The sequence below is a fragment of the Priestia sp. 40 genome (assembly GCF_049368575.1).
Lineage (GTDB): Bacteria > Bacillota > Bacilli > Bacillales > Bacillaceae_H > Priestia > Priestia zanthoxyli.
Genome location: NZ_JBMPZA010000005.1, coordinates 798151 through 822624, shown reverse-complemented (window position 1 = coordinate 822624; position 24474 = coordinate 798151). Strand labels below are relative to the sequence as shown.

General features: G+C 39.1%; 20 protein-coding genes and 1 pseudogene. All 21 read left to right on the top strand.

Features of this window, described 5'->3' with window-relative positions:
- Nucleotides 1-111: 111 nt before the first annotated feature.
- The 21 genes and pseudogenes from asd (at nucleotide 112) to recA (ending at nucleotide 24220) form a co-directional block, all read left to right on the top strand.
- Entirely contained in the window at nucleotides 112-1155 is a 1044-nt protein-coding gene (asd, locus tag ACO1DI_RS05325; RefSeq protein ID WP_014458475.1) for an aspartate-semialdehyde dehydrogenase, read from the top strand.
- 39 nt (nucleotides 1156-1194) lie between these two features.
- Entirely contained in the window at nucleotides 1195-2427 is a 1233-nt protein-coding gene (dapG, locus tag ACO1DI_RS05320; RefSeq protein ID WP_014458476.1) for an aspartate kinase, read from the top strand.
- A 75-nt stretch (nucleotides 2428-2502) separates the two neighbouring features.
- On the top strand, nucleotides 2503-3375 hold the full coding sequence (dapA, locus tag ACO1DI_RS05315; protein ID WP_014458477.1) for a 4-hydroxy-tetrahydrodipicolinate synthase: 873 nt from the start codon (nucleotides 2503-2505) through the stop codon (nucleotides 3373-3375).
- A gap of 194 nt (nucleotides 3376-3569) precedes the next feature.
- Entirely contained in the window at nucleotides 3570-5237 is a 1668-nt protein-coding gene (locus ACO1DI_RS05310; protein WP_423145151.1) for a ribonuclease J, read from the top strand.
- Between the two features lie 105 nt (nucleotides 5238-5342).
- Nucleotides 5343-6095, top strand: a complete 753-nt coding sequence (locus tag ACO1DI_RS05305; RefSeq protein WP_014458479.1) for a ClpP family protease — start codon at nucleotides 5343-5345, stop codon at nucleotides 6093-6095.
- Complete coding sequence (locus tag ACO1DI_RS05300; protein WP_013058819.1) at nucleotides 6092-6301, top strand: YlzJ-like family protein; 210 nt, start codon at nucleotides 6092-6094, stop codon at nucleotides 6299-6301. The genes ACO1DI_RS05305 and ACO1DI_RS05300 overlap by 4 nt, the downstream gene beginning before the upstream one ends.
- 138 nt (nucleotides 6302-6439) lie before the next feature.
- Nucleotides 6440-8797, top strand: a complete 2358-nt coding sequence (locus ACO1DI_RS05295; protein ID WP_423145150.1) for a DNA translocase FtsK — start codon at nucleotides 6440-6442, stop codon at nucleotides 8795-8797.
- A gap of 634 nt (nucleotides 8798-9431) precedes the next feature.
- Nucleotides 9432-10157, top strand: a complete 726-nt coding sequence (locus ACO1DI_RS05290) for a GntR family transcriptional regulator (protein WP_042991928.1) — start codon at nucleotides 9432-9434, stop codon at nucleotides 10155-10157.
- A 133-nt stretch (nucleotides 10158-10290) separates the two neighbouring features.
- Complete coding sequence (locus ACO1DI_RS05285; protein ID WP_013058816.1) at nucleotides 10291-11379, top strand: BMP family lipoprotein; 1089 nt, start codon at nucleotides 10291-10293, stop codon at nucleotides 11377-11379.
- Nucleotides 11380-11498: 119 nt separating this feature from the next.
- The gene (locus ACO1DI_RS05280; protein ID WP_042991929.1) at nucleotides 11499-13028 is read left to right on the top strand and encodes an ABC transporter ATP-binding protein; all 1530 of its coding nucleotides are present in this window, start codon (nucleotides 11499-11501) and stop codon (nucleotides 13026-13028) included.
- The gene (locus ACO1DI_RS05275; RefSeq protein ID WP_014458483.1) at nucleotides 13025-14086 is read left to right on the top strand and encodes an ABC transporter permease; all 1062 of its coding nucleotides are present in this window, start codon (nucleotides 13025-13027) and stop codon (nucleotides 14084-14086) included. The genes ACO1DI_RS05280 and ACO1DI_RS05275 overlap by 4 nt, the downstream gene beginning before the upstream one ends.
- Entirely contained in the window at nucleotides 14083-15042 is a 960-nt protein-coding gene (locus ACO1DI_RS05270; protein ID WP_182420399.1) for an ABC transporter permease, read from the top strand. Before ACO1DI_RS05275 ends, ACO1DI_RS05270 begins: the two co-directional genes overlap by 4 nt.
- A 257-nt stretch (nucleotides 15043-15299) precedes the next feature.
- Nucleotides 15300-16595: an EF-P 5-aminopentanol modification-associated protein YfmF gene (gene yfmF / locus ACO1DI_RS05265; RefSeq protein WP_115654816.1), complete on the top strand. Its 1296-nt coding sequence runs from the start codon at nucleotides 15300-15302 to the stop codon at nucleotides 16593-16595.
- Nucleotides 16582-17865: an EF-P 5-aminopentanol modification-associated protein YfmH gene (gene yfmH, locus ACO1DI_RS05260; RefSeq protein ID WP_014458484.1), complete on the top strand. Its 1284-nt coding sequence runs from the start codon at nucleotides 16582-16584 to the stop codon at nucleotides 17863-17865. Before yfmF ends, yfmH begins: the two co-directional genes overlap by 14 nt.
- Nucleotides 17866-17928: 63 nt before the next feature.
- Nucleotides 17929-18653: pseudogene (gene ymfI / locus ACO1DI_RS05255) on the top strand (elongation factor P 5-aminopentanone reductase).
- Nucleotides 18654-18718: 65 nt separating this feature from the next.
- On the top strand, nucleotides 18719-18979 hold the full coding sequence (locus tag ACO1DI_RS05250; protein ID WP_013058809.1) for a DUF3243 domain-containing protein: 261 nt from the start codon (nucleotides 18719-18721) through the stop codon (nucleotides 18977-18979).
- Nucleotides 18980-19192: 213 nt separating this feature from the next.
- Nucleotides 19193-19984, top strand: a complete 792-nt coding sequence (locus ACO1DI_RS05245) for a DUF3388 domain-containing protein (RefSeq protein WP_013058808.1) — start codon at nucleotides 19193-19195, stop codon at nucleotides 19982-19984.
- Nucleotides 19985-19996: 12 nt separating this feature from the next.
- The gene (locus tag ACO1DI_RS05240; RefSeq protein WP_243556056.1) at nucleotides 19997-20995 is read left to right on the top strand and encodes a helix-turn-helix domain-containing protein; all 999 of its coding nucleotides are present in this window, start codon (nucleotides 19997-19999) and stop codon (nucleotides 20993-20995) included.
- A gap of 144 nt (nucleotides 20996-21139) precedes the next feature.
- Nucleotides 21140-21724, top strand: a complete 585-nt coding sequence (pgsA, locus tag ACO1DI_RS05235; protein WP_013058806.1) for a CDP-diacylglycerol--glycerol-3-phosphate 3-phosphatidyltransferase — start codon at nucleotides 21140-21142, stop codon at nucleotides 21722-21724.
- A 16-nt stretch (nucleotides 21725-21740) separates the two neighbouring features.
- The gene (locus ACO1DI_RS05230) at nucleotides 21741-22982 is read left to right on the top strand and encodes a competence/damage-inducible protein A (RefSeq protein WP_279400968.1); all 1242 of its coding nucleotides are present in this window, start codon (nucleotides 21741-21743) and stop codon (nucleotides 22980-22982) included.
- A gap of 200 nt (nucleotides 22983-23182) precedes the next feature.
- Nucleotides 23183-24220 (top strand): recombinase RecA, encoded by a 1038-nt coding sequence (recA, locus tag ACO1DI_RS05225; RefSeq protein WP_013058804.1) that lies wholly within the window; start codon nucleotides 23183-23185, stop codon nucleotides 24218-24220.
- Nucleotides 24221-24474: the final 254 nt, after the last annotated feature.

Here is a 24474-nt window from a genome sequence, read left to right as displayed (position 1 = left end):
ATTTTAAAAATCTTCTCTTCTTTGACGCAATGAAGCATAATAATATGTTAAAATAGTCAGTATATGCAGATAAATGTTGAGTAGTTGAAAATTGTTGGAGGCGGTATTAAAATGACAAGAGAATTACATGTAGCAGTAGTAGGAGCAACAGGTGCAGTAGGACAACAAATGATTAAAACCCTACAGGAGCGTAATTTTCCAGTTGGTAAATTAACGTTATTATCTTCAGCTCGTTCAGCTGGTAAAAAAGTGTTGTTTAACGGGACAGAAGTTGTTGTGCAAGAAGCAACTCCTGATAGCTTTGAAGGCGTAGATATTGCTTTATTCAGTGCAGGAGGCAGCATTTCAAAAGCACTTGCACCAGAGGCAGTAAAACGCGGAGCAATCGTTGTAGACAACACAAGCGCTTATCGAATGGATGAAAATGTTCCGTTAGTTGTGCCGGAAGTGAATGAAGACGCATTACACGGACATAACGGAATTATTGCTAATCCAAACTGCTCTACAATTCAAATGGTAGCAGCATTACAGCCATTACGCGAAACATACGGTTTATCTAAAGTGCTAGTATCAACGTATCAAGCCGTTTCTGGAGCAGGCGCTGCTGCAATTAATGAATTAAAAGAACAAGCTAAAGCAATTTTAGAAGAAAAAGAGTTTACACCGGAAATTTTACCGGTTGGTGGAGATAAAAAACATTATCAAATTGCTTTTAACGCCATTCCGCAAATTGATAAATTTCAAGATAACGGTTTTACATTTGAAGAAATGAAAATGATTAATGAAACGAAGAAAATTATGAGCATGCCTGAATTGCCAGTAGCTGCTACTTGTGTTCGTCTACCGGTTGTAACAGGTCATTCAGAGTCAGTGTACATTGAAATTGAAAAAGACGGTGTAACGGTAGCTGATGTGAAAAATTTATTGGCTGATGCACCTGGTATCGTATTGCAAGATGATCCAGAAAATCAAGTATATCCAATGCCAGCAGATTGTGTAGGTAAACGAGATGTGTTTGTCGGCCGTATTCGTAAAGATTTAGATCGCGATAACGGTTTCCATATGTGGATCGTTTCTGATAACTTGTTAAAAGGTGCAGCTTGGAATTCTGTACAAATTGCAGAATCACTTATTAAGCTTAGCTTAGTAAAATAAGCGCAACCAGAGTGTCTCGGAACATGATGAGGTGTAAGTATGAAAATAATCGTCCAAAAATTTGGAGGAACTTCCGTTCGTAACGAAGAAGGAAGAGCAAGAGCAATCTATCATTTAAACAATGCATTAAGTGAGGGTTACAAAGTAGTCGTTGTTGTATCGGCAATGGGACGAAAAGGTGAACCGTATGCAACGGATACATTGCTTTCACTTGTTGATGGAAATAAAGCGTCTCTTAATAAACGTGAGCTCGATATGCTTATGGCATGCGGAGAATTAATTTCATCGGTTGTGTTTACGAATTTGTTAAACGAAAATGGTATTAAAGCTACGGCATTAAACGGTGCACAGGCTGGATTTGTGACGAATAATGACTTTACCAATGCTAAGATACTAGAAATGAAATGCGACCGTTTGTTAAAAGAATTAGAAGAATATGATGTCGTTGTTGTAACAGGCTTTCAAGGGGCAACCACTGAAGGCGATACAACGACGCTTGGACGCGGAGGTAGCGATACATCTGCCTCGGCTTTAGGTGCGGCGCTTATGGCTGATTACATTGACATTTTCACGGATGTGGAAGGTGTAATGACGGCTGATCCGCGTATTGTAGAAGATGCAAGACCGCTATCGGTTGTCACATATAACGAAATATGCAACATGGCTTATCAAGGTGCAAAAGTAGTTCATCCACGTGCCGTAGAGATTGCCATGCAAGCAAAAGTACCGATGCGCGTCCGTTCCACATATGCTGATTCAGAAGGTACGCTCGTTACATCTCAAGGTGAAGCACAGCAGCGTGGAAGTGATGTACAAGAACGCCTTGTAACAGGGATCGCGCACGTATCAAACGTGACTCAAATTAAAGTGTTTAGTAAAGAAGGCCATTATGATACGCAAGCAGAAGTATTCAAAGCAATGGCGCAAGAAAAAATCAGCGTGGATTTTATCAATATTTCACCAAAGGGCGTTGTATATACAGTAACAGATGAAGCAACTGACAAAGCAATTGATGTGCTTCATGCGCTAGGATATGAGCCGGCTATTATTCGCAACTGCGCCAAAGTGTCAACGGTTGGGGCAGGAATTGCAGGGGTGCCTGGTGTTACATCTAAAATTGTTACAGCCCTTTCTGGCGAAGGTATTCAGATTTTACAATCCGCTGACAGCCATACGACGATTTGGGTGCTTGTAAAAGAAGAAGATTTAAAGAGAGCTGTTAATGCTCTTCATGGTGCCTTTGACTTGTCAAAAGCACCGCAAAAAAGATAAACTACATGTTCCGTTAGCTATAAGCTAACGGTTCATTACATGAATAGGGATAATGCAATTTCAAGGAGTGAAAACATGATTGATTTTGGGAAAGTCGCAACAGCGATGGTAACGCCTTTTGATCATAAAGGAAATATCGATTTTGAAAAAACAACGCAGCTTATTAATTATTTAATCAGCAACGGTTCGGATGCATTGGTTATTGCAGGAACAACGGGTGAATCTCCTACGCTTTCAACAGAAGAAAAGCTGGCGCTGTTCCGCCACTCGGTAAAAGTAGTAGATGGCCGTGTACCAGTTATTGCAGGTACAGGAAGCAACAATACGTATGCATCAATTGAGTTAACAAAAAAAGCAGAAGAAATCGGCGTAGATGCGATTATGATTGTAGCACCTTATTACAACAAGCCAAATCAGGAAGGTCTGTACCAGCACTTTAAAACAATTGCTGAAAGTACAGAGCTTCCTGTCATGTTATACAATATTCCAGGGCGATCTGTGATCAATATGTCTGTTGAGACAATTGTACGCCTAGCTGAACTGCCGAACGTTGTAGCGTTAAAAGATGCAAGCGGAGACCTTGACGCAATGACGGCAATTATCGCACAAACAAGCGATGATTTTGCTTTATACAGCGGTGACGATGGTTTAACACTGCCGGTATTAGCAATTGGAGGAACTGGTATTATTTCTGTTGCCTCTCATGTTATTGGAAATGAAATGCAAGAGATGGTTAAGTTGTATGAGTCAGGAAATCCAAAAGAAGCAGCAAAAATTCATCAGCGTATTGTACCTGTTATGAAATCTCTTTTTGCGGCTCCAAGCCCAACGCCTGTTAAAACAGCTTTACAGCTAAAAGGGTTAGACGTAGGATCCGTGCGATTACCTTTAGTTCCGTTAACGGAAGAAGAACGTCAAACATTAGTCAGCACATTAAATACGCTATAAGCTATAAGTATGTTTTTTAAACGTCTCTTCATTGACCGTATATACGAGTCGATGAAGAGACGTTTTTTTCTTATAAGATAATAGAAGAGCAGATGACGGAAATAGACGAATGAAATTTCTTGTATTCCAATTCTTACTTCAGTTATAATGTAAGCAAATGAAATTGTACGGGTGAAAGTAAGTAGGAGGAACTTATGGTACTAGAAAAGACAGAAAATATTAAAATTTCAGCCTTGGGTGGAGTCGGAGAACTTGGAAAAAACATGTATGTGGTGGAAATCAATGAAAACATATATGTGTTAGATGCAGGGTCAAAGTTTCCGGGAGGGGAAATGTTGGGAATTGATATTGTCATTCCTGACATTACATATTTAGTAGAAAATCAGCACAACGTAAAAGGCATATTTGTTACTCATGGACACGAAGAGCAAATTGGGGCTATTCCTTTTATACTTCAAAAATTGGACGTGCCGGTATATGGTACAGAATTAACGCTAGCACTTATCAAAGAAAAGTTAAAAGAGTATGGAATTAAAAAATATGAAGCTTTACATCCTATCACTTCGTCAACTGTTTTATCGTTTGAAGGAGTGGATATTTCATTTTTTAGAACGCAGCACAGCATACAAGATTCAGTCGGCATTTGTTTACAAACAAATCAAGGTGCGATTGTATATACAGGTGATTTTAAATTTGATCAAAATTCAGTCAGCATTCAAAGCGCTGATATTGGAAAAATGGCTGCCATTGGGGAAAAAGGCGTCCTGTGTTTGCTTTCAGACAGTACAAATGCGGATAAGCCAGGCTATACAGTTTCCGAAGCCGTTATCGGACAAAATATTACCGACGCTTTTTATAAAAGCAAAGGTCGAATCATTGTTGCTGCATACAGTTCTAATCTGCACCGCATTCAGCAAATCATTCATGCAGCGCATCAGCATGGACGTAACCTGATCGTTATGGAAAAAAGTATGCTGAAAATCATTGATATTGCAGCAAAACTTGGACATTTGCAGCTACCTGAGAATTTAATTGTTCCTGTACAAAAGCTAAAAGATCTTCCTGAACATGAAACGGTTATTTTAACAACAGGTCATCACGGAGAGCCAATTTTAGGTCTTACTCGAATGGCTAAACAGTCCCATAAATTTATTCAAATCAAACAAGATGATACGGTCCTGCTGGCTGCTACACCTGTGGCGGGGCACGAAACGACCTTTTCAAAAACAATTGACGTTATCTATCGTTTGGGAGCAAGCGTAGTGTTTGCACAGAAAAAAGTGCAGGCTTCCGGACACGGAAGTCAAGAAGAATTAAAATTTATGATTAACTTAACAAAGCCGAAATATGTTATGCCTGTGAATGGAGAGTATCGAAAACAAAAAGCTTATGCAAAGCTGGCCGGTCAATTAGGAATATCAGAAGATCATATTTGTTTGCTTGAAAAAGGTGAGCGAATTGAATTTAAAGATGCTCGCATGTACCCTAGCGGTTCTATTCAAGCGGGAAATACGCTCATTGATGGGCTAGGTGTCGGTGATATTGGAAATATCGTTCTGAGAGATCGCAGGCTGCTGTCACAGGACGGAATCTTAACGGTAGTAGTTACGATTAATAAACGCCAAAAAACGGTAGTAGCGGGGCCAGAAATCATCTCTCGCGGATTCGTCTATGTAAGAGAATCAGAAAAGCTTTTAGAAGAAGCAACGAAGATTGTTCAGCAAATTTTAGAAAAGTGTATGGAAGACAAAGTGATCGAGTGGTCTTCATTAAAATTAAAAATGAGAGAAAGTTTAAATCAATTTTTATATGAAAAAACCCGTCGTAAACCGATGATTTTACCGATTATCATGGAAATCTAATGTGAAGCCTTCCCCTTGGGAAGGCTTTTTATTTGCAGGTGATGCGGATGTAATAACTATGAGAAGTTCATACTACTACTATCAATAAGTGAAAGGAGCTAGAATATGTTTGAAAATAACGAAAGATTACATTCTGATGAAGCGCCTCAGCAGCCTAATAAAAATGAAGAAGGCAAGGGCGGAATATTAGATAAAATTCAACAATTAGGACAGACCAATGTGGCTCAGCTTCCTCAGGATTCTAATATTCACTGTTTAACGATTGTAGGACAAATCGAAGGGCACATGCAGCTGCCTCCTCAAAACAAAACGACAAAATATGAGCATGTCATCCCGCAAATTGTGGCGATCGAACAAAATCCAAAAATTGAAGGGTTGCTTATTATCTTGAATACAGTAGGTGGAGATGTAGAAGCGGGTCTTGCAATTGCTGAAATGATTGCTTCGTTATCCAAGCCTTCTGTGTCCATTGTGTTAGGAGGCGGACATTCAATCGGTGTTCCAATTGCGGTTTCAACTGATTATTCGTATATTGCCGGTACAGCTACCATGACCATTCATCCTATTCGCTTAACAGGTCTTGTTATTGGTGTACCGCAAACATTTGAATACTTAGATAAAATGCAAGAGCGCGTGATTAACTTTGTGAGAGAACACTCTCATATTTCAGAAGAAAAGTTTAAAGAACTTATGTTTTCAAAAGGAAACTTAACGCGTGATATCGGGACAAATGTAGTTGGCGGAGATGCTGTTTCATACGGGTTAATTAACGAAGTAGGCGGAGTGGCTCAAGCGATCAAAAAATTGAATGAACTGATTGAGCAAGGACGTCAGAACGAGGAGCAGCTACTGCAATGATTTTGTATACAATGATGCCGCAAGAACTGATCTTTCAGCAGTCTTATCATCAAGAACAATCTCAGCCAAAGCTTATTAACCATAATGGAATCCCGGTTATTGTTGAAGAAAATGAACAAAAGCAACAGCAAATTGTGAGGATTTTAAGCACGAATCCTCAAGATTATTTGAACGAAAATTATTATCCTGGTCAAATTTTGTCGTAAGGATTTCAGTATAATTATGGTGAATATGGTATAATGAATATGACGAAGAAGGCAGCCGCTGTATTGGCTGCTTTTTTATTCAACTGATAAAAGAAACAAAATCAACATAGGGTGTTGGACGTTGATTGGAGTGGAAAAATGGCAAAGAAAAAACGAAGAGGTCAAATAAAAAAGGATGAATGGAAACGCATATTGCGCTTTGAGCTTATTGGCTTATTTTTATTAGCGTTAACGTTAATTGCCATGGCAGGACTCGGTGCTGTAGGACAGGCTCTTGTACTAGTGGTCCGCTTATTTATTGGCGAATGGTATATGCTGTGTTTAATTGGAATGGTTATTTTATCTGTTTATATTATTTGGAAAAGAGAAATGCCTCCTTTAGTGACGCGGCAGCTTATCGGTACATATCTCATTATTTTATCTATTTTACTGTTTAGTCACGTGACGTTATTTGAAAATTTATCGAAAAACGGAACGTTTACAGATCCATCTGTCATTATGAATACGTGGGATTTGTATATGCTCGAAGCAACGGGCCAATCGAATCACAGTGATTTAGGTGGAGGAATGATAGGAGCTATTATGTTTGCCATGTTCTACTATCTGTTTGATAGTTTGGGAACAGAACTTATCGCTGCCTTGCTTATTGTGATTGGGGTATTGCTTATTACCGGACGTTCGCTTCACGAAACGGTATTAAAACTTCTGTCACCTCTAGTGAATTTTTTAACAACGGAGTTAAAAGAAGGCTGGCAAGATATTCAGACGTGGAAACATAAGAAGAAAAAAGCTCCTAAAACAACAAAAAAGAGACGTCAAGAAAAAGCTGTGCAAGAACCTGAAGAAAGCATGGACATAGAAGTAGAAGCACCTTCGCCTCCAATTATTGAACACTTTGACTACGGAGAGGAAGAGTCTGGTCAATCTCCTGCTGCTCCTATAGCTCCGGTGCAGCAGGTTATGGAATCGAAGCCTGTAGCTGCTGCACCGCAACAGCCAAGGCCGCAAAAGGAACAGGAAGAAGAAAAAGCTCCTATGATTACATTTACTGAAACAGAAAATAAAGAGTATGAGCTTCCTCCTATCAAGCTATTAACGATGCCAAAGAAAAGCAACCAGGCAAAAGAGCATAAAAACATTTATAAAAATGCCGAAAAACTTGAAAAAACGTTTCAAAGTTTCGGCGTAAAAGCAAAAGTGGCAAAAGTTCACCTTGGACCAGCTGTTACAAAATATGAAGTATATCCTGATGTAGGAGTAAAAGTAAGTAAGATTGTTAATTTAAGTGATGATCTAGCACTTGCATTAGCTGCCAAAGATATTCGGATTGAAGCTCCAATTCCCGGGAAATCAGCGGTAGGAATTGAAGTGCCGAACGAAGAAGTAGCGATGGTTTCACTTAGAGAAGTACTTGAAGCAACTGAAAATAACCGACCGGATAAAAAGCTATTAGTTGGTTTAGGAAGAGATATTTCAGGCGAAGCTGTGCTAGCAGAGCTTAATAAAATGCCTCATATGCTTGTAGCAGGGGCAACAGGAAGCGGAAAAAGTGTGTGTATCAACGGTATTATTATCAGTATTTTAATGAGAACCAAGCCTCATGAAGTAAAATTAATGATGATTGACCCTAAAATGGTCGAGCTGAATATGTACAATGGCATTCCGCATTTATTAGCTCCTGTTGTAACGGATCCGAAAAAAGCTTCTCAAGCATTAAAGAAAGTTGTAAGTGAAATGGAGCGACGTTACGAGCTGTTTTCACACAGCGGAACGAGAAACATTGAAGGATATAACGATTTAGTAAAACGTATGAATGATGATGGAGACGCCGATGCAAAACAGCCGACTCTTCCTTATATTGTGGTGATTGTCGATGAGTTGGCTGACTTGATGATGGTTGCGTCATCTGACGTCGAAGATTCGATCACACGTCTTGCTCAAATGGCTCGTGCTGCCGGCATTCATTTGATTATTGCTACACAGCGACCATCCGTAGATGTCATTACCGGGGTTATTAAAGCAAACATTCCTTCCCGAATCGCTTTTAGTGTATCTTCACAAACTGACTCTCGGACGATCTTAGATATGGGAGGAGCTGAGAAGCTTCTAGGAAGAGGAGATATGCTGTTCATGCCTGTTGGAGCTTCAAAACCTGTGCGTGTGCAAGGTGCCTTTTTATCAGATGAAGAAGTAGAAGAGATTGTTGATTTTGTAATTGCACAGCAAAAAGCGCAGTATCAAGAAGAAATGATTCCAACCGATGCTCCTGAACAAGTTGATGATTTTGCAGATGAGCTATATGACGAAGCTGTACAGCTTGTAGCAGAAATGCAAACAGCTTCTGTTTCTATGCTGCAGCGACGCTTTCGAATTGGCTATAACCGGGCTGCACGCTTAATCGATGCGATGGAAGAGCGTGGAGTGGTGGGACCTTATGAAGGAAGTAAGCCGCGTTCGGTGCTGATTTCTCAGCAAAACGAGGATGTTGGATCTTAATAATGTTACTAGAAAAAATGAGGCTAGGACAAAAATATTGTAGCCCAAGTGAAAAACGAACCATTAATCAAAATGTTTGATTAATGGTTCGTTTTTTTTGTTATGGTGAACATAGGTTTCATCTGTGTCGTTCCTTCTAGCAGTGGATTAAAGGGCAAGGCGAAGACTCCTGCGGGAAAAGCGCAAGCGACGAGGAGGCTCATCGCCCGCCGAAACCGGAGTCTTGCACGGAAATCAACTGCGGTGTCACAACCGGTTCAGTTCATGTATGCCAGTTGTTCATCTTTAGATTGATTCATTTCGTTATGTCTCAATCTCATTTTTTATGGAAGAAGGGACGGTAAGAATAGTATTATACAAAAATATGTCATGCTAAATAAATGAAATAAAAACGAATATTAAAAAATTTAATGACTAAAATGTTTGGTTTTTATCTAATATTAGAAGAAAAGCAGGTTGTTAGGTATGCTGACATTAAAAAATAACAAAAATTCATTTTTTTAAAAAAATATTAAAAATTTTAACAAAAAATTAATATAACCTATTTATTTATCTGTCGAAAAATGATATATTATTTTCGATTAAGTAGTCGAACATCAGAGGTCTGATGACTTTTTAATATGGAGGAAGAGTGATGTCTATACGTGCGGATAATCGGCACTTGTATTTACAAGTGATTGATGAAATTAAACAAAATATCGAAAAAGGAATTTTTAAAGAAAAGGAAAGACTCCCTTCAGAGTTTGATTTATCAAAGCAGTTAGGGGTTAGCCGCGCAACGTTACGTGAGGCACTTCGCATATTAGAAGAAGAGAATATTATTGTTCGCAGACACGGTGTGGGAACATTTGTCAACACGAAGCCTACTTTTTTATCAGGGATTGAGCAATTAAATAGTATAACACATATGATTGAACAAGCCGGTATGAAGGCAGGAACAATCTTTTTATCTTCTCAAATACAAGAGTTGTCTGAAAATGATTTAACACGTTTTGCTTGCGGGGAAAACGAACAGATTTTATTTGTTGAACGGGTAAGAACAGCAAACGGAGAGCCGGTTGTATATTGCATGGACAAGGTTCCTCAAAAAATATTGCCTGAAAATTTTGAATATAAACAAGAGTCACTGCTAGAAATTCTTGAAAAGCAAGCAGGGAAGCATATTTCATATGCTGTAGCAAACATTGAGCCTCTAGGCTATCATGAAAAAGTTTCTCCTATTTTACAATGCGAGCCTGAAACTGCTTTGCTTGTACTAAAACAAATGCATTATGACCAGTATGATGAACCTATTTTATATTCCATCAATTATTTTAAGGCTGATCAATTTAGTTTCCAAGTACTGCGTAAACGCGTCTAGTTTTTTTGTGGTTAAATGTCAGAAAATTTACAACTGTTTAACATTGTCCTTTTAAGGAGGTGTCAAATGTAGGTCACAAGGACGAAATAGAAAATTGGCTTTATACTTTTAAAACTATTCAGGGGGTTAAAACATGTTAAAACGTAAAACGGGACTTGCATTATCACTAGTATTAGCGGCAGGAACACTTTTAAGCGCGTGTGGCTCAGATGACGCAGGTAAGAGCGGTGGAGATAAAAAAGCGGCGGATTTTAAAGTGGGAATGGTAACAGATACGGGCGGGGTAGATGATAAATCGTTTAACCAATCAGCTTGGGAAGGTCTGACAAAGTTTGGGAAAGACAACGGACTTGATGAAGGGACTGGATATAAGTATTTGCAGTCTACAAAAGCGTCTGAATACGAGAGCAATCTTTCTAAATTTGCTGAGAGTGGCTACAACTTGACGTATGGAATTGGCTTTTTGTTAAAAGAAGATATTAAAAAAGCAGCAAAGCAGTATCCAGATGCTAACTTTGCATTAGTAGACGATACGCTAAAGTCAGAGAACTTAGATAACGTGGCAAGCATTCTATTTAAAGAAGAGCAAGGCTCTTTCTTAGTAGGTGTAGTGGCAGCTAAACAAACGAAAACGAACAAAATCGGCTTTATCGGAGGCGTTGAATCTCCATTAATCAAGAAGTTTGAAAACGGATTTAAAGCAGGTGTTAAATCTGTAAACCCAGATGCTGAAGTTATCTCTCAATACGCAGAAAGTTTTAACTCTCCAGAAAAAGGTTCAGCTATTGCTTCTACCATTTACAGCAAAGGCGCCGATATTATTTATCAAGCGGCAGGCGGTACTGGAAACGGCGTATTTACAGAAGCTAAGAACCGTTCAAAAGGCGGTAAGGACAAAAAGGTTTGGGTAATTGGAGTTGACCGCGATCAGCATGAAGAAGGTATGCCTGAAAACGTAACGTTAACTTCGATGGTTAAACGCGTTGACTTGGCTGTAGAAGATGTTGCAAAAAAAGCAATGGACGACAAATTCCCAGGTGGTAAAGAAGTTGTGTTTGGCTTAAAAGAAGACGGAGTAGGAATTGCTCCATCACAAGATAATGTAAGCAAAGATGCGTTAAAAGCAGTTGATGAGTATAAGCAAAAAATTCTAGACGGTGACATTACAGTGCCTCAAACGGATAAAGAATTTAAAGAATTTGAAAAAACGCTAAAAAAATAAGCTGATATCTGTTAAGCAATGATTATATGAGTATAAAAGGCTAGTGAAAACTAGCCTTTTTCATAGCCAAAAAACGGAAGACAGAATCCTGTAGCAGGCAGGAATAGGGAGTGAAAGCAGTGGAATATGTTATTGAAATGCTAGATATTCGCAAAGAGTTTCCCGGTATTGTCGCTAATGACAATATTACACTCCAAGTGAAAAAGGGAGAAATTCATGCTTTGTTAGGAGAAAATGGTGCAGGTAAGTCAACGCTGATGAACGTTTTATTTGGACTTTATCAGCCTGAAAAAGGGCAGATTCGTGTAAACGGCCAAGAAGTTAAAATCACAGACCCTAATGTAGCGAACGAATTAGGGATTGGGATGGTTCATCAGCATTTTATGCTCGTTCAAAACTTTACAGTAACAGAAAATATTATTCTTGGGAACGAACCGACGCGAACGGGGAAAATTAATATTAAAAAAGCCGCTCAAGATATTCAAGAACTTTCGAATCAATATGGATTATCGGTAGATCCATCTGCAAAGATTCAAGATATCTCGGTTGGCATGCAGCAGCGAGTGGAAATTTTAAAGACGCTTTACAGAGGAGCCGACATTCTTATCTTTGATGAACCTACTGCTGCTTTAACACCTCAGGAAATTACGGAATTAATTCAAATTATGAAAAAGTTAATTCAAGAAGGAAAGTCGATTATTTTAATTACGCATAAATTAAAAGAAATTATGTCAGTGTGCGACCGCTGCACAATTATTCGAAAAGGTGTGGGGGTTGGCACGGTAAATGTAAAAGAGACGAACCCGGATGAACTTGCTGCTTTAATGGTAGGAAGAGAAGTTCACTTTAAAACTGAAAAGAAAACAGCGACTCCAAAAGAAGCTGTGTTAACAATAAAAGAATTAGTAGTAGAAGACAGCCGAGGAGTAGGGGCTGTAAGTTCACTTAATCTAAGCGTTCGAGCTGGCGAAATTGTAGGCATCGCGGGTGTAGATGGAAATGGTCAAACAGAGCTGATTGAGGCAATTACGGGTCTGAGAAAAATAAAGTCGGGCTCGATCACATTAAAAAATCAAGAATTGTCTACGTTATCCACTCGTAAAATTACGGAGTCTGGAGTAGGACATATTCCGCAGGATCGCCATAAGCACGGACTTGTATTAGATTATACAATTGGTGAAAATATCGGTCTTCAAACGTATTATCAAAAGCCGATGTCTAAATCAGGTATTTTGAATTATAAAGAGCTGTATAAAAAAGCAAAAGAACTAATTGCAGAATATGATGTGCGAACGCCTAGTGAATATACGCAAGCGCGATCGCTATCGGGCGGAAATCAGCAAAAAGCCATTATTGCCCGTGAAGTAGACCGCAGTCCAGAACTATTGATTGCAGCTCAGCCAACGAGGGGGCTGGACGTAGGAGCCATTGAATTTATTCATAAGAAACTGATCGAAGAACGAGATAAAGGACGGGCAGTGCTGCTCGTTTCGCTAGAACTAGATGAAGTGATGAATCTAAGCGATCGCATTGCGGTTATTTATGAAGGGAAAATAGTCGACGTTGTAGATCCAAAAGAAACCAATGAACAAGAGTTAGGATTATTAATGGCAGGCGGTACGCGTGAGAAAGCGGGTGGAACAGCATGAATAAACTTGTAAAAAATGAACGTGTAATGATGATTTTGATCCCTGTTGTATCGGCCATATTAGGACTCATTGCCGGAGCGGTTATTATGCTACTAGGCGGCTATGATCCAATGCTTGGCTATCAATCTCTTTTTGACGGGATGTTTGGAACTCCAAAAGCCATTGGAGAAACGATTCGTGCCATGACGCCTCTTGCTCTGGCCGGTATCGCGGTTGCGTTTGCTTATAAAACCGGTCTCTTTAATATCGGAGTAGAAGGACAGCTTTTAGTTGGCTGGTTGGCGTCAGTATGGGTTGGGTATGCGTTTGATTTACCAGCAGTCATTCATATTCCTTTAGCTGTATTAGCAGCAGCAGCTGCTGGAGCAGTTTGGGCGTTTATTCCAGGATTTTTAAAAGCTAAATTTCATGTTCATGAAGTAATTGTTTCCATTATGATGAACTATATTGCTCTTTATACAACGAGCAGCTTAATCCGTACGTATTTATATGCGGGTAATGAAAAATCGTATGACATTAAAGAATCGGCATCTTTAGCATCCAGCTTTTTAGCACAGTTAACCAATAACTCTCGCCTTCATTACGGCATTCTTATTACCATCGCTGCAGCCGTCGTGATGTGGTTTATTTTGAATAAAACAGCTAAGGGCTTCGAGCTAAGAGCTGTTGGTTTTAATCAACATGCTTCACAGTATGCAGGAATGAATGTAGGGCGAAACATTGTGTTATCCATGGCGATTTCAGGCGCTTTTGCTGGGCTTGCCGGGGCGATGGAAGGGCTTGGAACATTTCAGTATATGGGCACATTCACTGCGTTTACAGGTACGGGGTTTGACGGTATCGCCGTAGCCCTTTTAGGAGCTAACAGCGCAATTGGAATTTTATTAGCATCATTCTTTTTCGGAGGACTGCAAACTGCGGCTCCTCAAATGAACTTTATGACAGGCGTACCGTCTGAATTAATTCAAATTGTCATTGCGCTTATTATCTTTTTTGTTGCATCTAGTTATTTAATTCGCTGGGTGCTTGGCCGTGCAGGCAAGGGGGGAGCAAAATGAACTTCTTAGAGGTGTTAGCCATTATTATTCCAGCGGCGCTTTATTCAGCTGCACCGCTTATCTTTACCGCGCTCGGAGGGATATTTAGTGAACGTTCCGGGGTCGTGAACATCGGATTAGAAGGGCTGATGATGTTTGGCGCGTTCACAGGTATTGTTTCAACCCTTTTACTTCAGGATTCATTAGGTGCTTGGGCCCCGTGGGTGGCAATAGTAATAGCGGCTGTTGTTTGCGCTGTGTTCTCGCTCATTCATGCTGTTGCAAGTATTACATTAAAAGCAGATCAAACGGTAAGTGGTGTAGCACTGAATTTTTTAGCTGCGGGTCTTTCAATCTTTTTAATTAAAAAGATTTTTGGGAAAGGACAAACAGATTTTATTCAATTCCGTATCGATAAAGTAAGTATTCCAGGTCTATCAGACATTCCAATAATCGGTAAAATCCTGTTTTCGAACGTTCCTATTACGTCTTATATCGCCATTGCGTTAGCTTTTGCTGTATGGTACATCATTTATAAAACACCATTTGGTCTTCGTCTTCGTTCAGTTGGTGAACACCCAATGGCAGCAGACACGATGGGGATCAAAGTTGTGAGAATGCGTTACGTTGGCGTTATGATTTCCGGCATGTTCGCTGGAATCGGCGGAGCGGTGTATGCTACGTCTATCGCTACAAACTTTGCAGCGGGAACGATTGCTGGACAAGGGTTCCTTGCTATTGCAGCCATGATTTTCGGGAAGTGGCATCCTATTGGTGCTTTAGGTGCAGCCATGTTTTTCGGATTAGCACAGTCTTTGAGTATCACGGGGGCTCAGATTCCAGTTATTCAAGATATTCCATCCGTCCTTTTAACCATTGCACCGTACGTATTAACAATCTTAGCACTCACTGGTTTTGTAGGACGTGCTGAGGCTCCTAAAGCGCTAGGCGTTCCTTATGAAAAAGGCCGCCGCTAATAAATCCTCTATACGAGGTCTAACAATGACTAAAGTTGGATAAATATAGAAGGTGGAGACAAAGAAATCATATTCTTTTCTCCGCCTTTTTTCATTGATAGAAAGAATATGAAAAGAAATGAGGAAGCGCGCGGCAAGTTACTTGAAAATGTTTCCTTGAATTCGATATAGTGGTTATAAGACTAAAATTAGCGTTAAAGATTCAAAATAGAAGTATTGTCTAGTTAATACATCAAAATTTAAAAGGAGGTTTATATATGAAATTATTGACTGAACAAAAACATGAACTAGAAGGATTGACTGTTCATACCATTCAAACAGCTAAGTACAAAACAAACACGTTCATTTTAAAACTAAATGCCCCTTTAGATAAGAAAACGGTGACAATGCGTGCCCTTTTACCTTATGTGCTTCAAAGTGCTACCGAGTCGCTGCCGTCTACGACAAAGCTTCGTACATATTTAGATGAGCTTTATGGTGCTACTTTACAAGTAGACTTAACAAAAAAAGGTGATAACCACGATATTACGATTCGCATTGATATAGCGAATGAAAAATATTTGAAAGATTCAACTCCGCTTTTGCAAAAAGCGTTAGCGCTTCTTGGCGATATTTTATTAAAGCCAGCAGTTGAAGGGGACTCTTTTTTAAAGGATATTATGACAAAAGAAAAGCGTTCGCTTCGTCAGCGAATTCAAGCCGTATTTGATGACAAAATGCGCTATGCTAATTTAAGACTAGTCGAAGAAATGTGTAAGGAAGAACCTTACTCTTTACATGTAAACGGTCAAATTGACGACGTGGAAGAAATTACAGGTGAAAGTTTGTACGCCTATTATCAGCAGGTGTTAAAAGAAGATGCCATTCACCTTTATGCTATTGGAGATTTGCAAGTCGAAGAGGTTTTACAAACAGTAAAAGAAACATTTACTTTACCAAAGCGCGAGCAAAAAGACATTGAAGATTCTATTACGTCTAAAGATATCTCAAAAGTAAATGAAGTAGTGGAAAAACAAGAAGTAAAACAAGGGAAATTAAATATTGGCTACCGCACAAATGTTGTATACGGAGATAGACAGTATTTTGCTCTGCAAGTATTTAACGGTATATTCGGAGGTTTCTCACATTCTAAGCTATTTATCAATGTGCGTGAAAAAGCCAGCTTAGCCTATTATGCCGCTTCAAGGGTAGAAAGTCATAAGGGGTTACTAATGGTCATGTCGGGTATTGATGCTAAAAATTACGACCAAGCCGTTACCATTATTAAAGAACAAATGCAGGAGATGAAGCAAGGGTCGTTTACAGACGGGGAAATCGCTCAAACAAAAGCAGTCATTCACAATCAGCTCCTTGAAACGGTGGATACTCCACGAGGACTAGTAGAGGTTATGTATCATAATGAATTAACAGGCAAAGACATTTCAATTGACGAATACTTAAAGCGTATTGATGCGGTATCTAAGCAGGAAATTATTAAAGTGGCTGAGAAAATTGAAATGGATACAATTTATTTCTTAACAGGAACGGGCGGTGAAGAAAATGGAGAAAATTGAATTTTCGCAGCTTCAAGAACAGCTGTATCATGAAAAAATGGATAACGGGCTGCAGGTATATATTTTGCCAAAGCCGGAGTTTAACAAAACGTTCGCTACCTTTACAACGAACTACGGATCGATTGACAATCAATTCGTACCACTAAATGAAAAGGAAATGACAAAAGTTCCGGACGGAATCGCACATTTTTTAGAGCATAAATTATTTGAAAAAGAAGACGGGGATGTCTTTCAGCAGTTTAGTAAACAAGGTGCTTCGGCCAATGCATTTACTTCTTTTACCCGCACAGCTTACTTATTCAGCTGTACGTCAAATTTTGAAGAAAACCTTGAAACATTAGTGGATTTTGTACAAGAGCCGTACTTCTCAGAAAAAACGGTAGAAAAAGAAAAAGGCATTATTGGTCAAGAAATTACAATGTATGACGACAATCCGGACTGGCGCTTGTATTTTGGTACCATTCAAAATATGTACAAAAACCATCCTGTGAAGATTGACATTGCCGGCACAATCGAATCGATTTCACATATTAATAAAGATTTGCTGTATACATGCTATGAAACGTTCTACCATCCAAGCAACATGCTGTTGTTCATTGTAGGTCCTGTTGATGCGGAAAAAGTAATGAAGCAAGTTCGAGATAATCAGCAGAAAAAAGATTATAAAGAAATCTCTGATATACAGCGTCATTTTGACGAAGAGCCTGAAACGGTGGATCAAGAAAAGCAAGTGTTAAAAATGCCGGTGCAGTCTTCGAAATGTATGGTAGGATTAAAAGCAAAAAATCCGCAGCGTTCAGGTGGAGAAATGCTTAAATACGAGTTAGCAATGAATATTATTTTAGATTACGCGTTTGGAAAAAGCTCTTCGTATTATGAGGAGTTATATGCAGACGGGCTCATTGATGAAACATTTGCTTATGATTATACGGAGGAAAGAGGATTTGGTTTTGCTCTTATCGGAGGAGATACGGACCAACCGGAACAGCTGTATGATCGAGTTAAACAAATTTTACTTGAAATGAAAACAAAATCACTAACAGAAGAGGAACTTGAGCGTATTCGTAAAAAGAAAATCGGCGGATTTTTACGTTCATTAAACTCACCTGAGTTTATCGCTAATCAGTTTACACGCTATGCGTTTAATGATATGAATTTATTTGATATTGTTGAAACGCTGGAAAAACTGAAGGTGAACGAAATAAAAGATGTGCTAAACGAGATTATTGATGAAAAGAACTTTACGGTTTGTGAAGTAGTACCTAAATAAAGATGATTGTTGCCAAAAAAGCTGATATTCATCAGCTTTTTTGCATGTAAAGGAGAGAAGGTTATGGAGAAATTTGCCCTTGTGACAGGTGCAAGCGGAGGAATCGGCACAGCGATTGCTAAAAAATTGGCTGAGGATGGATATTCGCTTATCTTGCATTACCATCAGCGAAGAGACAAAATAGAGGCGCTTGCACATGAGCTGGCTGAAAAGGTAAAAACCGTGTTTACGGTACAAGCGGATTTATCATGTAAAGAGGGAGTGGAGAAGTTTTTAAAGGAAATTATTGTTCCGGTAGAAGTTATTATTCATAACAGTGGACGAAGCGTTAGCGGGTTAATGACAGATACTCCGGCAAATGAAACCGAAGAAATGATCTATCTTCACATCACGGCTCCCTTTGTTATTACAAAAGCTTTATTGCCTAAAATGATTAGTGCTAAAAGCGGACAAATCCTCATGATTTCTTCTATTTGGGGACTTACAGGAGCTTCGTTTGAAGTCCTTTATTCAATGGTAAAAGGTGCACAAAATACGTTTGTAAAAGCTTTGGCAAAAGAGGTTGCATTAAGTGGAATTCGAGTCAATGGAGTTGCGCCGGAGCGATTGAAACGGATATGATGGCCAGCTATTCAAAAGAAGAGGTCAAAGAGCTGGCTGAAGAGATCCCTTTAGGAAGAATAGGATATCCAAAAGAAGTGGCAGATGCCGTTTCATATTTAATATCTTCACGAGCTTCCTACATAACGGGACAAATATTATCGGTTAATGGCGGTTGGTACATATAAAGTGTGCATAAAATCAAAAACAAGGTACAAACTATGATATGAATAAACCTTAAGGAGGGCTACTCATGTCAGTATTAGAAAATTGGGATAGCTGGAAAGATTTTTTAGGCGACCGTTTACATCATGCGCAAAACGAAGGAATGCAAGAAGAAGTTATTCATGATCTTGCTTATCAAATTGGTGGATATTTAGCAAACCAAGTTGATGCAAAAAATGATCAAGAGCGAATTTTAGCAGACCTTTGGAGCGTTGCTTCTAAAGAAGAGCAGCATGCGATTGCGAGCAGCATGGTGAAATTAGTTCAAAATAACGGATCAGTAAAATAAGTTATCGTTTCTAAAAAGGAGCTAATTCACCGCGTGTGAGAGCTCCTTTTTTCTTAGAAATAAATAGTACAAATAAATAAGCGCTTACATACATAACAAATGTAGAACTACTTGTCTTTAGGGTTTATAATATAATGGAAATCATTTATAGTTAAACTAGGTGAAAAAAAGGGGGCACCTCTCGAAGGCCAGCCAAGAAATGGGAGGGGTTTGATGGAGAAAATTGAGTGGTATTTAGAATATCAAATACAAAAAAATCGTCCGGGTCTTTTAGGTGATATTTCATCGCTTCTTGGAATGTTGTCAATTAATATTGTCACAATTAATGGAGTGGATGATATTCGCCGTGGATTATTGCTGCGCTGTGATTCACATGAGCAAATAGACAGGCTTGAATCTATTTTGAAAACAATGGATAATATCATTGTGACAAAAATGAGACCGCCTAAATTGCGTGATAAGTTAGCAGTGCGTCACGGTCGCTATATTCAGCGGGACGCAGATGATAAAAAGACGTTCCGTTTCGTAAGAGATGAATTAGGTTTGCTCGTAGATTTTATGGCGGAACTGTTTAAACAAGACGGTCATAAGCTTATCGGCATTCGGGGTATGCCGCGAGTAGGCAAAACCGAATCCATTGTAGCAGCTAGCGTATGTGCCAACAAAAGGTGGCTTTTTGTGTCTTCTACACTCTTAAAACAAACGATTCGCAGTCAGCTTATTGCTGACGAATACAACGCTGATAATATTTTTATTATTGACGGGATTGTATCGACAAAACGAGCAAATGAAAAGCACTGGCAGCTTGTTCGAGAAGTAATGAATGTACCCGCGACAAAAATTGTGGAGCATCCGGATGTATTTGTACAAAATACCGAGTATTCGTTAGATGATTTTGCCTACATTATTGAAATAAGAAACGACCCCAATGAGAAAATTACATATGAAATAATGGAAGGTCCTCAAATGTTTCAAGACGGTGGATTATCGATGTTTGATTTTTAGCATAATTGGTAGGTGTTAGCATTGACAGAGTTAGGACAAAGGTTAAGACAAGAACGAGAAAGCAAAGGATTGTCGTTAGAGGATTTACAAAAACTAACGAAAATTCAAAAACGCTATTTACTTGGCATTGAAGAAGGCAATTATGAGGTTATGCCGGGGAAATTTTACGTACGAGCGTTTATTAAGCAATACTGCGAAGCAATTGGGTTGGACACAGATGCTATTTTTGAAGAATACAAATCAGACATTCCTTCAACTCAAACAGAAGACATGCCGCAGCAGCTTTCGCGCGTTCGCAGCCGCAAAGAAATTCCTCAGCATACAAAAGGAGTTACCAAAGCATATGACTACCTTCCAACTGTGCTAGTGGTGGCGGGAGTTGTAGTTGTTGGGATTATTATTTGGGTAATCGCTCAAAATATCGTTTCGGATAAAAACAAGGAGCAGGCTAACCAAGAAGCTCCAAACAGCGAAGTTCAGCAGTCTAACACGCAGGAAGAAACGAATGAAACTACTGCAAAAAATGACAATAGCAAGTCAGAAGATGAACAAAGTGCTGCTGATAAGAAAGAACAAGAAAAAGAAAAAGCTGAAAAAGAAAAAGCCGCAAAAGAAAAAGCTGAAAAAGAAAAAGCTGAAAAAGAAAAAGCTGAAAAAGAAAAGAAAGACAGCGGTAAACAAGAATACAAGGAAGTTCAAAAAACAGGCAGAAGTGCTACGTATGCTCTTTCCGGTACAGATGCATTTAATCTAGAAGTAACATCCACTCAAGCAGATACTTGGTTAGATGTGAAAAATGGAAAAGGAAATGCCTTCTTTAGCTCTATTCTAAAAAAAGGTGAAACAAAAGAATTTGATTTGACGAAAGAAACTGAAGCTCGTGTCAACATCGGTTATTCACCTGGAGTAGAGTTAAAAATAAATGGAAAAGCGGTTGACTTGCCGTTTGATTCATCCAAGCAAGTTCGACAAGTTGTAACGATTCAGCATCAGCCGGCAGAAGCACAGTAAACACCCTGTTTTAAAAAGTGATCAGGGTGTAAATAAAGATAATATGTGAATTAATCATTCATTCACGCTATAATAAAACCAAAGCCGTGCAAACAACTTCGTTTGCACGCTTTCAGTTTGTAACAGTAATTGGAGGCAGAAGAAGTGAATTTACCAAACAAGATTACCATTTCGCGGATTTTTCTAATTCCCGTATTCCTCATTTTTATGATGGTGCCGCTACCATTTGGCACAGTGGAGGCAGCAGGAAAAGAGATTCCGATCGCTCACCTATTAGGGGCAGCATTATTTATTATTGCATCTACAACAGACTGGATAGACGGATACTATGCTCGAAAGTACGATTTAGTCACGAACTTGGGCAAATTTTTAGATCCACTAGCAGACAAGCTGTTGGTTTCAGCTGCGCTTGTAGCTATTGTTGACTTAGATTTAATTGCAGGTGCAGGATGGGCTGCTATTATCATTATTAGCCGTGAATTTGCTATCACTGGTTTAAGACTTGTACTAGCAGGGGAAGGGGAAGTTGTAGCAGCAAATATGTTAGGGAAAATTAAAACATGGACTCAAATTTTAGCTATTTCAGCTATTCTGCTGTATAACTTGCCTTTTGAATGGGTTTCCATTCCATTTGCTAGCGTAATGCTTTGGATCTCAGTAATTTTTACGGTTATTTCAGGCTGGGACTACTTTGCTAAAAACAAACAGGCTTTTGTTAACTCAAAATAAGTAAGATGGAGATGATATGATGAACGCTGAAATTATTGGAGTCGGCTCTGAGCTGCTGCTTGGACAAATTGCCAATACAAACGCTCAGTATTTATCGAAAAAATTAGCCGAACTTGGAATTAATGTTTACTATCATACGGTAGTAGGAGATAATGCACAGCGCTTAAAAGAAGTGATTGCTACAGCTCAAACGCGTGCGGAGTTAATTATTTTCACAGGCGGGCTTGGTCCTACAAAAGATGATTTAACAAAAGAAACAATTGCGAGTGTGCTAGGAGTAGAGCTGACAACAAATGCAGAAGCACTTGAAAGCATTGAAGCCTATTTCAAACAGTCAAATCGTGTCATGACACCTAACAATAAAAAACAGGCAATTGTGCTAGAAGGTTCAGCAGTGCTCCCTAACGATTACGGAATGGCTCCAGGTATGGGGCTTACGGTAGATGGAAAACACTATATGCTATTTCCCGGGCCACCAAAAGAGCTTTATCCAATGTATGAATCGTACGGTCAAGAATTTTTAGCTCAAAAGCTTGAATTAAAAGAAAGTATTGAATCACGCGTTCTTCGCTTTTTCGGAATAGGAGAATCACAGCTTGAGACGGAAATTGAAGATTTGCTTGATGCGCAAACCAACCCGACGATTGCGCCGCTAGCGGGAGATGGAGAAGTGACGCTTCGCTTAACTGCTAAGCACGCTGATACTGCTGAAGCACAGCGCATGTTAGACGAAGTGGAAAAAACCATTTCAGAGCGCGTAGGCGAGTATTTGTATGGATACGAAGCAACTTCTTTACATAATGAATTGGTAAAAGAATTAACGGCACAAGGATTAACGATTGCTTCAGCTGAAAGTTTAACCGGCGGTTTATTTAGCGAACGTTTAACAACTGTTTCAGGTGCTGGAGAAGCTGTAAAAGGCAGCCTGGTCGCCTATCATTATGAAATAAAGCAAAATATTCTCGGAGTGAGCGAACACACGCTGAATCAGTACGGAGCCGTTAGCGAGCAGTGCGCGGCTGAAATGGCTCAGCGTATTCAACAGTTATGCAAAACGGATATTGGCATCGGGTTTACAGGTGTAGCTGGACCCTCCAAACAAGAAGGACATCCTGTAGGAACAGTATATATAGGAGTAGCCTATAAAGGTCAAGCTCCTCAAGTTTACAGCCTGCAGCTATCTGGAAGTCGCCAGGGGATTCGTTCACGAACAGTTAATTATGGCTGTCATTACGTATTAAAGATGATAAAAAAATAAAGAAAAAAAGGCTGTTTAGTTTTTCCAAAACAGCCTTTTTTTTATAAAATAATAAACGAACATTTATTCGCTTTTTGCTTGTCAAACGACTCAAAAACTAGTATAGTAAGTTATAGAAAGTTGTTAATTCGACATTGCTACTACATCGTAGTAAGTTTGCAGTTTATAGATGATTTCAAAGAGATAGAGGAGGAAATTGAGTGAACGATCGTCAAGCAGCCCTTGATATGGCTTTAAAACAAATTGAAAAGCAATTTGGTAAAGGTTCAATTATGAAATTAGGTGAACAAACGGAAAAAAGAATTTCTACAATTCCAAGTGGTTCATTAGCGTTAGATATAGCTTTAGGTGTAGGTGGATATCCACGTGGACGTGTAGTTGAAGTATATGGTCCAGAAAGCTCAGGTAAAACAACAGTTGCTCTTCATGCGATTGCAGAAGTTCAACAGCAGGGGGGACAAGCTGCATTTATCGATGCGGAGCACGCGTTAGATCCTGTATATGCTCAAAAATTAGGTGTGAATATTGATGAGCTATTATTATCTCAGCCTGATACGGGAGAACAAGCTTTAGAAATTGCTGAAGCCTTAGTTCGAAGCGGCGCAGTAGATATTATCGTTGTCGACTCAGTAGCAGCGTTAGTGCCAAAAGCGGAAATTGAAGGAGAAATGGGAGACTCTCACGTGGGTCTACAAGCTCGTTTAATGTCTCAAGCATTGCGTAAACTATCTGGAGCTATCAACAAGTCTAAAACAATCGCTATCTTTATTAACCAAATTCGTGAAAAAGTCGGCGTTATGTTTGGTAACCCTGAAACAACTCCTGGTGGACGTGCGCTTAAATTCTATTCTTCAGTGCGTCTAGAAGTGCGTCGTGCAGAGCAGTTAAAGCAAGGAAACGATATTGTTGGTAACAAAACAAGAATTAAAGTTGTCAAAAACAAAGTAGCTCCGCCTTTCCGTGCTGCTGAAGTAGATATTATGTACGGAGAAGGTATTTCAAAAGAGGGTGAAATTTTGGATATCGCTTCTGAACTAGATATTGTTCAAAAAAGTGGATCATGGTATTCGTATAATGATGAGCGTCTAGGTCAAGGCCGTGAAAATGCAAAACAATTCTTAAAAGAAAATACTGATATTCGTCAGGAAATTGCGGGACAAGTGCGTGAACATCATGGTTTAGACCAAGATGGAGAGCCAGCTCCTGAGGATGACGATCAAGGCGATTTAAATATTTAACTTGCTGCGAGATAAAAAAAGACTCCTCTATTTCAAAGAAGGGGTCTTTTTTTTGTAAAAATTGTTAATGCTAGAAAAGTAACATACGAAATTTCAATATATACTGTAGAGGCAGGCTTGACAATAAAAATGCACAGATTTACAATTAAGATGTATATTTTCCCTTTTTAAAACATTTTAGCGTTTAAAAGCCTTTGTGTGTATATTGAAAGGTGAATACGATGTACATGCCGACATGAAATTTAAAACTTACA

What these genes read in the sequence shown, in the direction of transcription:
- asd (WP_014458475.1), top strand. Translation starts at nt 112, where the DNA reads ATGACAAGAGAATTACATGTAGCAGTAGTAGGAGCAACAGGTGCAGTA.
- dapG (WP_014458476.1), top strand. Translation starts at nt 1,195, where the DNA reads ATGAAAATAATCGTCCAAAAATTTGGAGGAACTTCCGTTCGTAACGAA.
- dapA (WP_014458477.1), top strand. Translation starts at nt 2,503, where the DNA reads ATGATTGATTTTGGGAAAGTCGCAACAGCGATGGTAACGCCTTTTGAT.
- ACO1DI_RS05310 (WP_423145151.1), top strand. Translation starts at nt 3,570, where the DNA reads ATGGTACTAGAAAAGACAGAAAATATTAAAATTTCAGCCTTGGGTGGA.
- ACO1DI_RS05305 (WP_014458479.1), top strand. Translation starts at nt 5,343, where the DNA reads ATGTTTGAAAATAACGAAAGATTACATTCTGATGAAGCGCCTCAGCAG.
- ACO1DI_RS05300 (WP_013058819.1), top strand. Translation starts at nt 6,092, where the DNA reads ATGATTTTGTATACAATGATGCCGCAAGAACTGATCTTTCAGCAGTCT.
- ACO1DI_RS05295 (WP_423145150.1), top strand. Translation starts at nt 6,440, where the DNA reads ATGGCAAAGAAAAAACGAAGAGGTCAAATAAAAAAGGATGAATGGAAA.
- ACO1DI_RS05290 (WP_042991928.1), top strand. Translation starts at nt 9,432, where the DNA reads ATGTCTATACGTGCGGATAATCGGCACTTGTATTTACAAGTGATTGAT.
- ACO1DI_RS05285 (WP_013058816.1), top strand. Translation starts at nt 10,291, where the DNA reads ATGTTAAAACGTAAAACGGGACTTGCATTATCACTAGTATTAGCGGCA.
- ACO1DI_RS05275 (WP_014458483.1), top strand. Translation starts at nt 13,025, where the DNA reads ATGAATAAACTTGTAAAAAATGAACGTGTAATGATGATTTTGATCCCT.
- ACO1DI_RS05270 (WP_182420399.1), top strand. Translation starts at nt 14,083, where the DNA reads ATGAACTTCTTAGAGGTGTTAGCCATTATTATTCCAGCGGCGCTTTAT.
- yfmF (WP_115654816.1), top strand. Translation starts at nt 15,300, where the DNA reads ATGAAATTATTGACTGAACAAAAACATGAACTAGAAGGATTGACTGTT.
- yfmH (WP_014458484.1), top strand. Translation starts at nt 16,582, where the DNA reads ATGGAGAAAATTGAATTTTCGCAGCTTCAAGAACAGCTGTATCATGAA.
- ACO1DI_RS05250 (WP_013058809.1), top strand. Translation starts at nt 18,719, where the DNA reads ATGTCAGTATTAGAAAATTGGGATAGCTGGAAAGATTTTTTAGGCGAC.
- ACO1DI_RS05245 (WP_013058808.1), top strand. Translation starts at nt 19,193, where the DNA reads ATGGAGAAAATTGAGTGGTATTTAGAATATCAAATACAAAAAAATCGT.
- ACO1DI_RS05230 (WP_279400968.1), top strand. Translation starts at nt 21,741, where the DNA reads ATGATGAACGCTGAAATTATTGGAGTCGGCTCTGAGCTGCTGCTTGGA.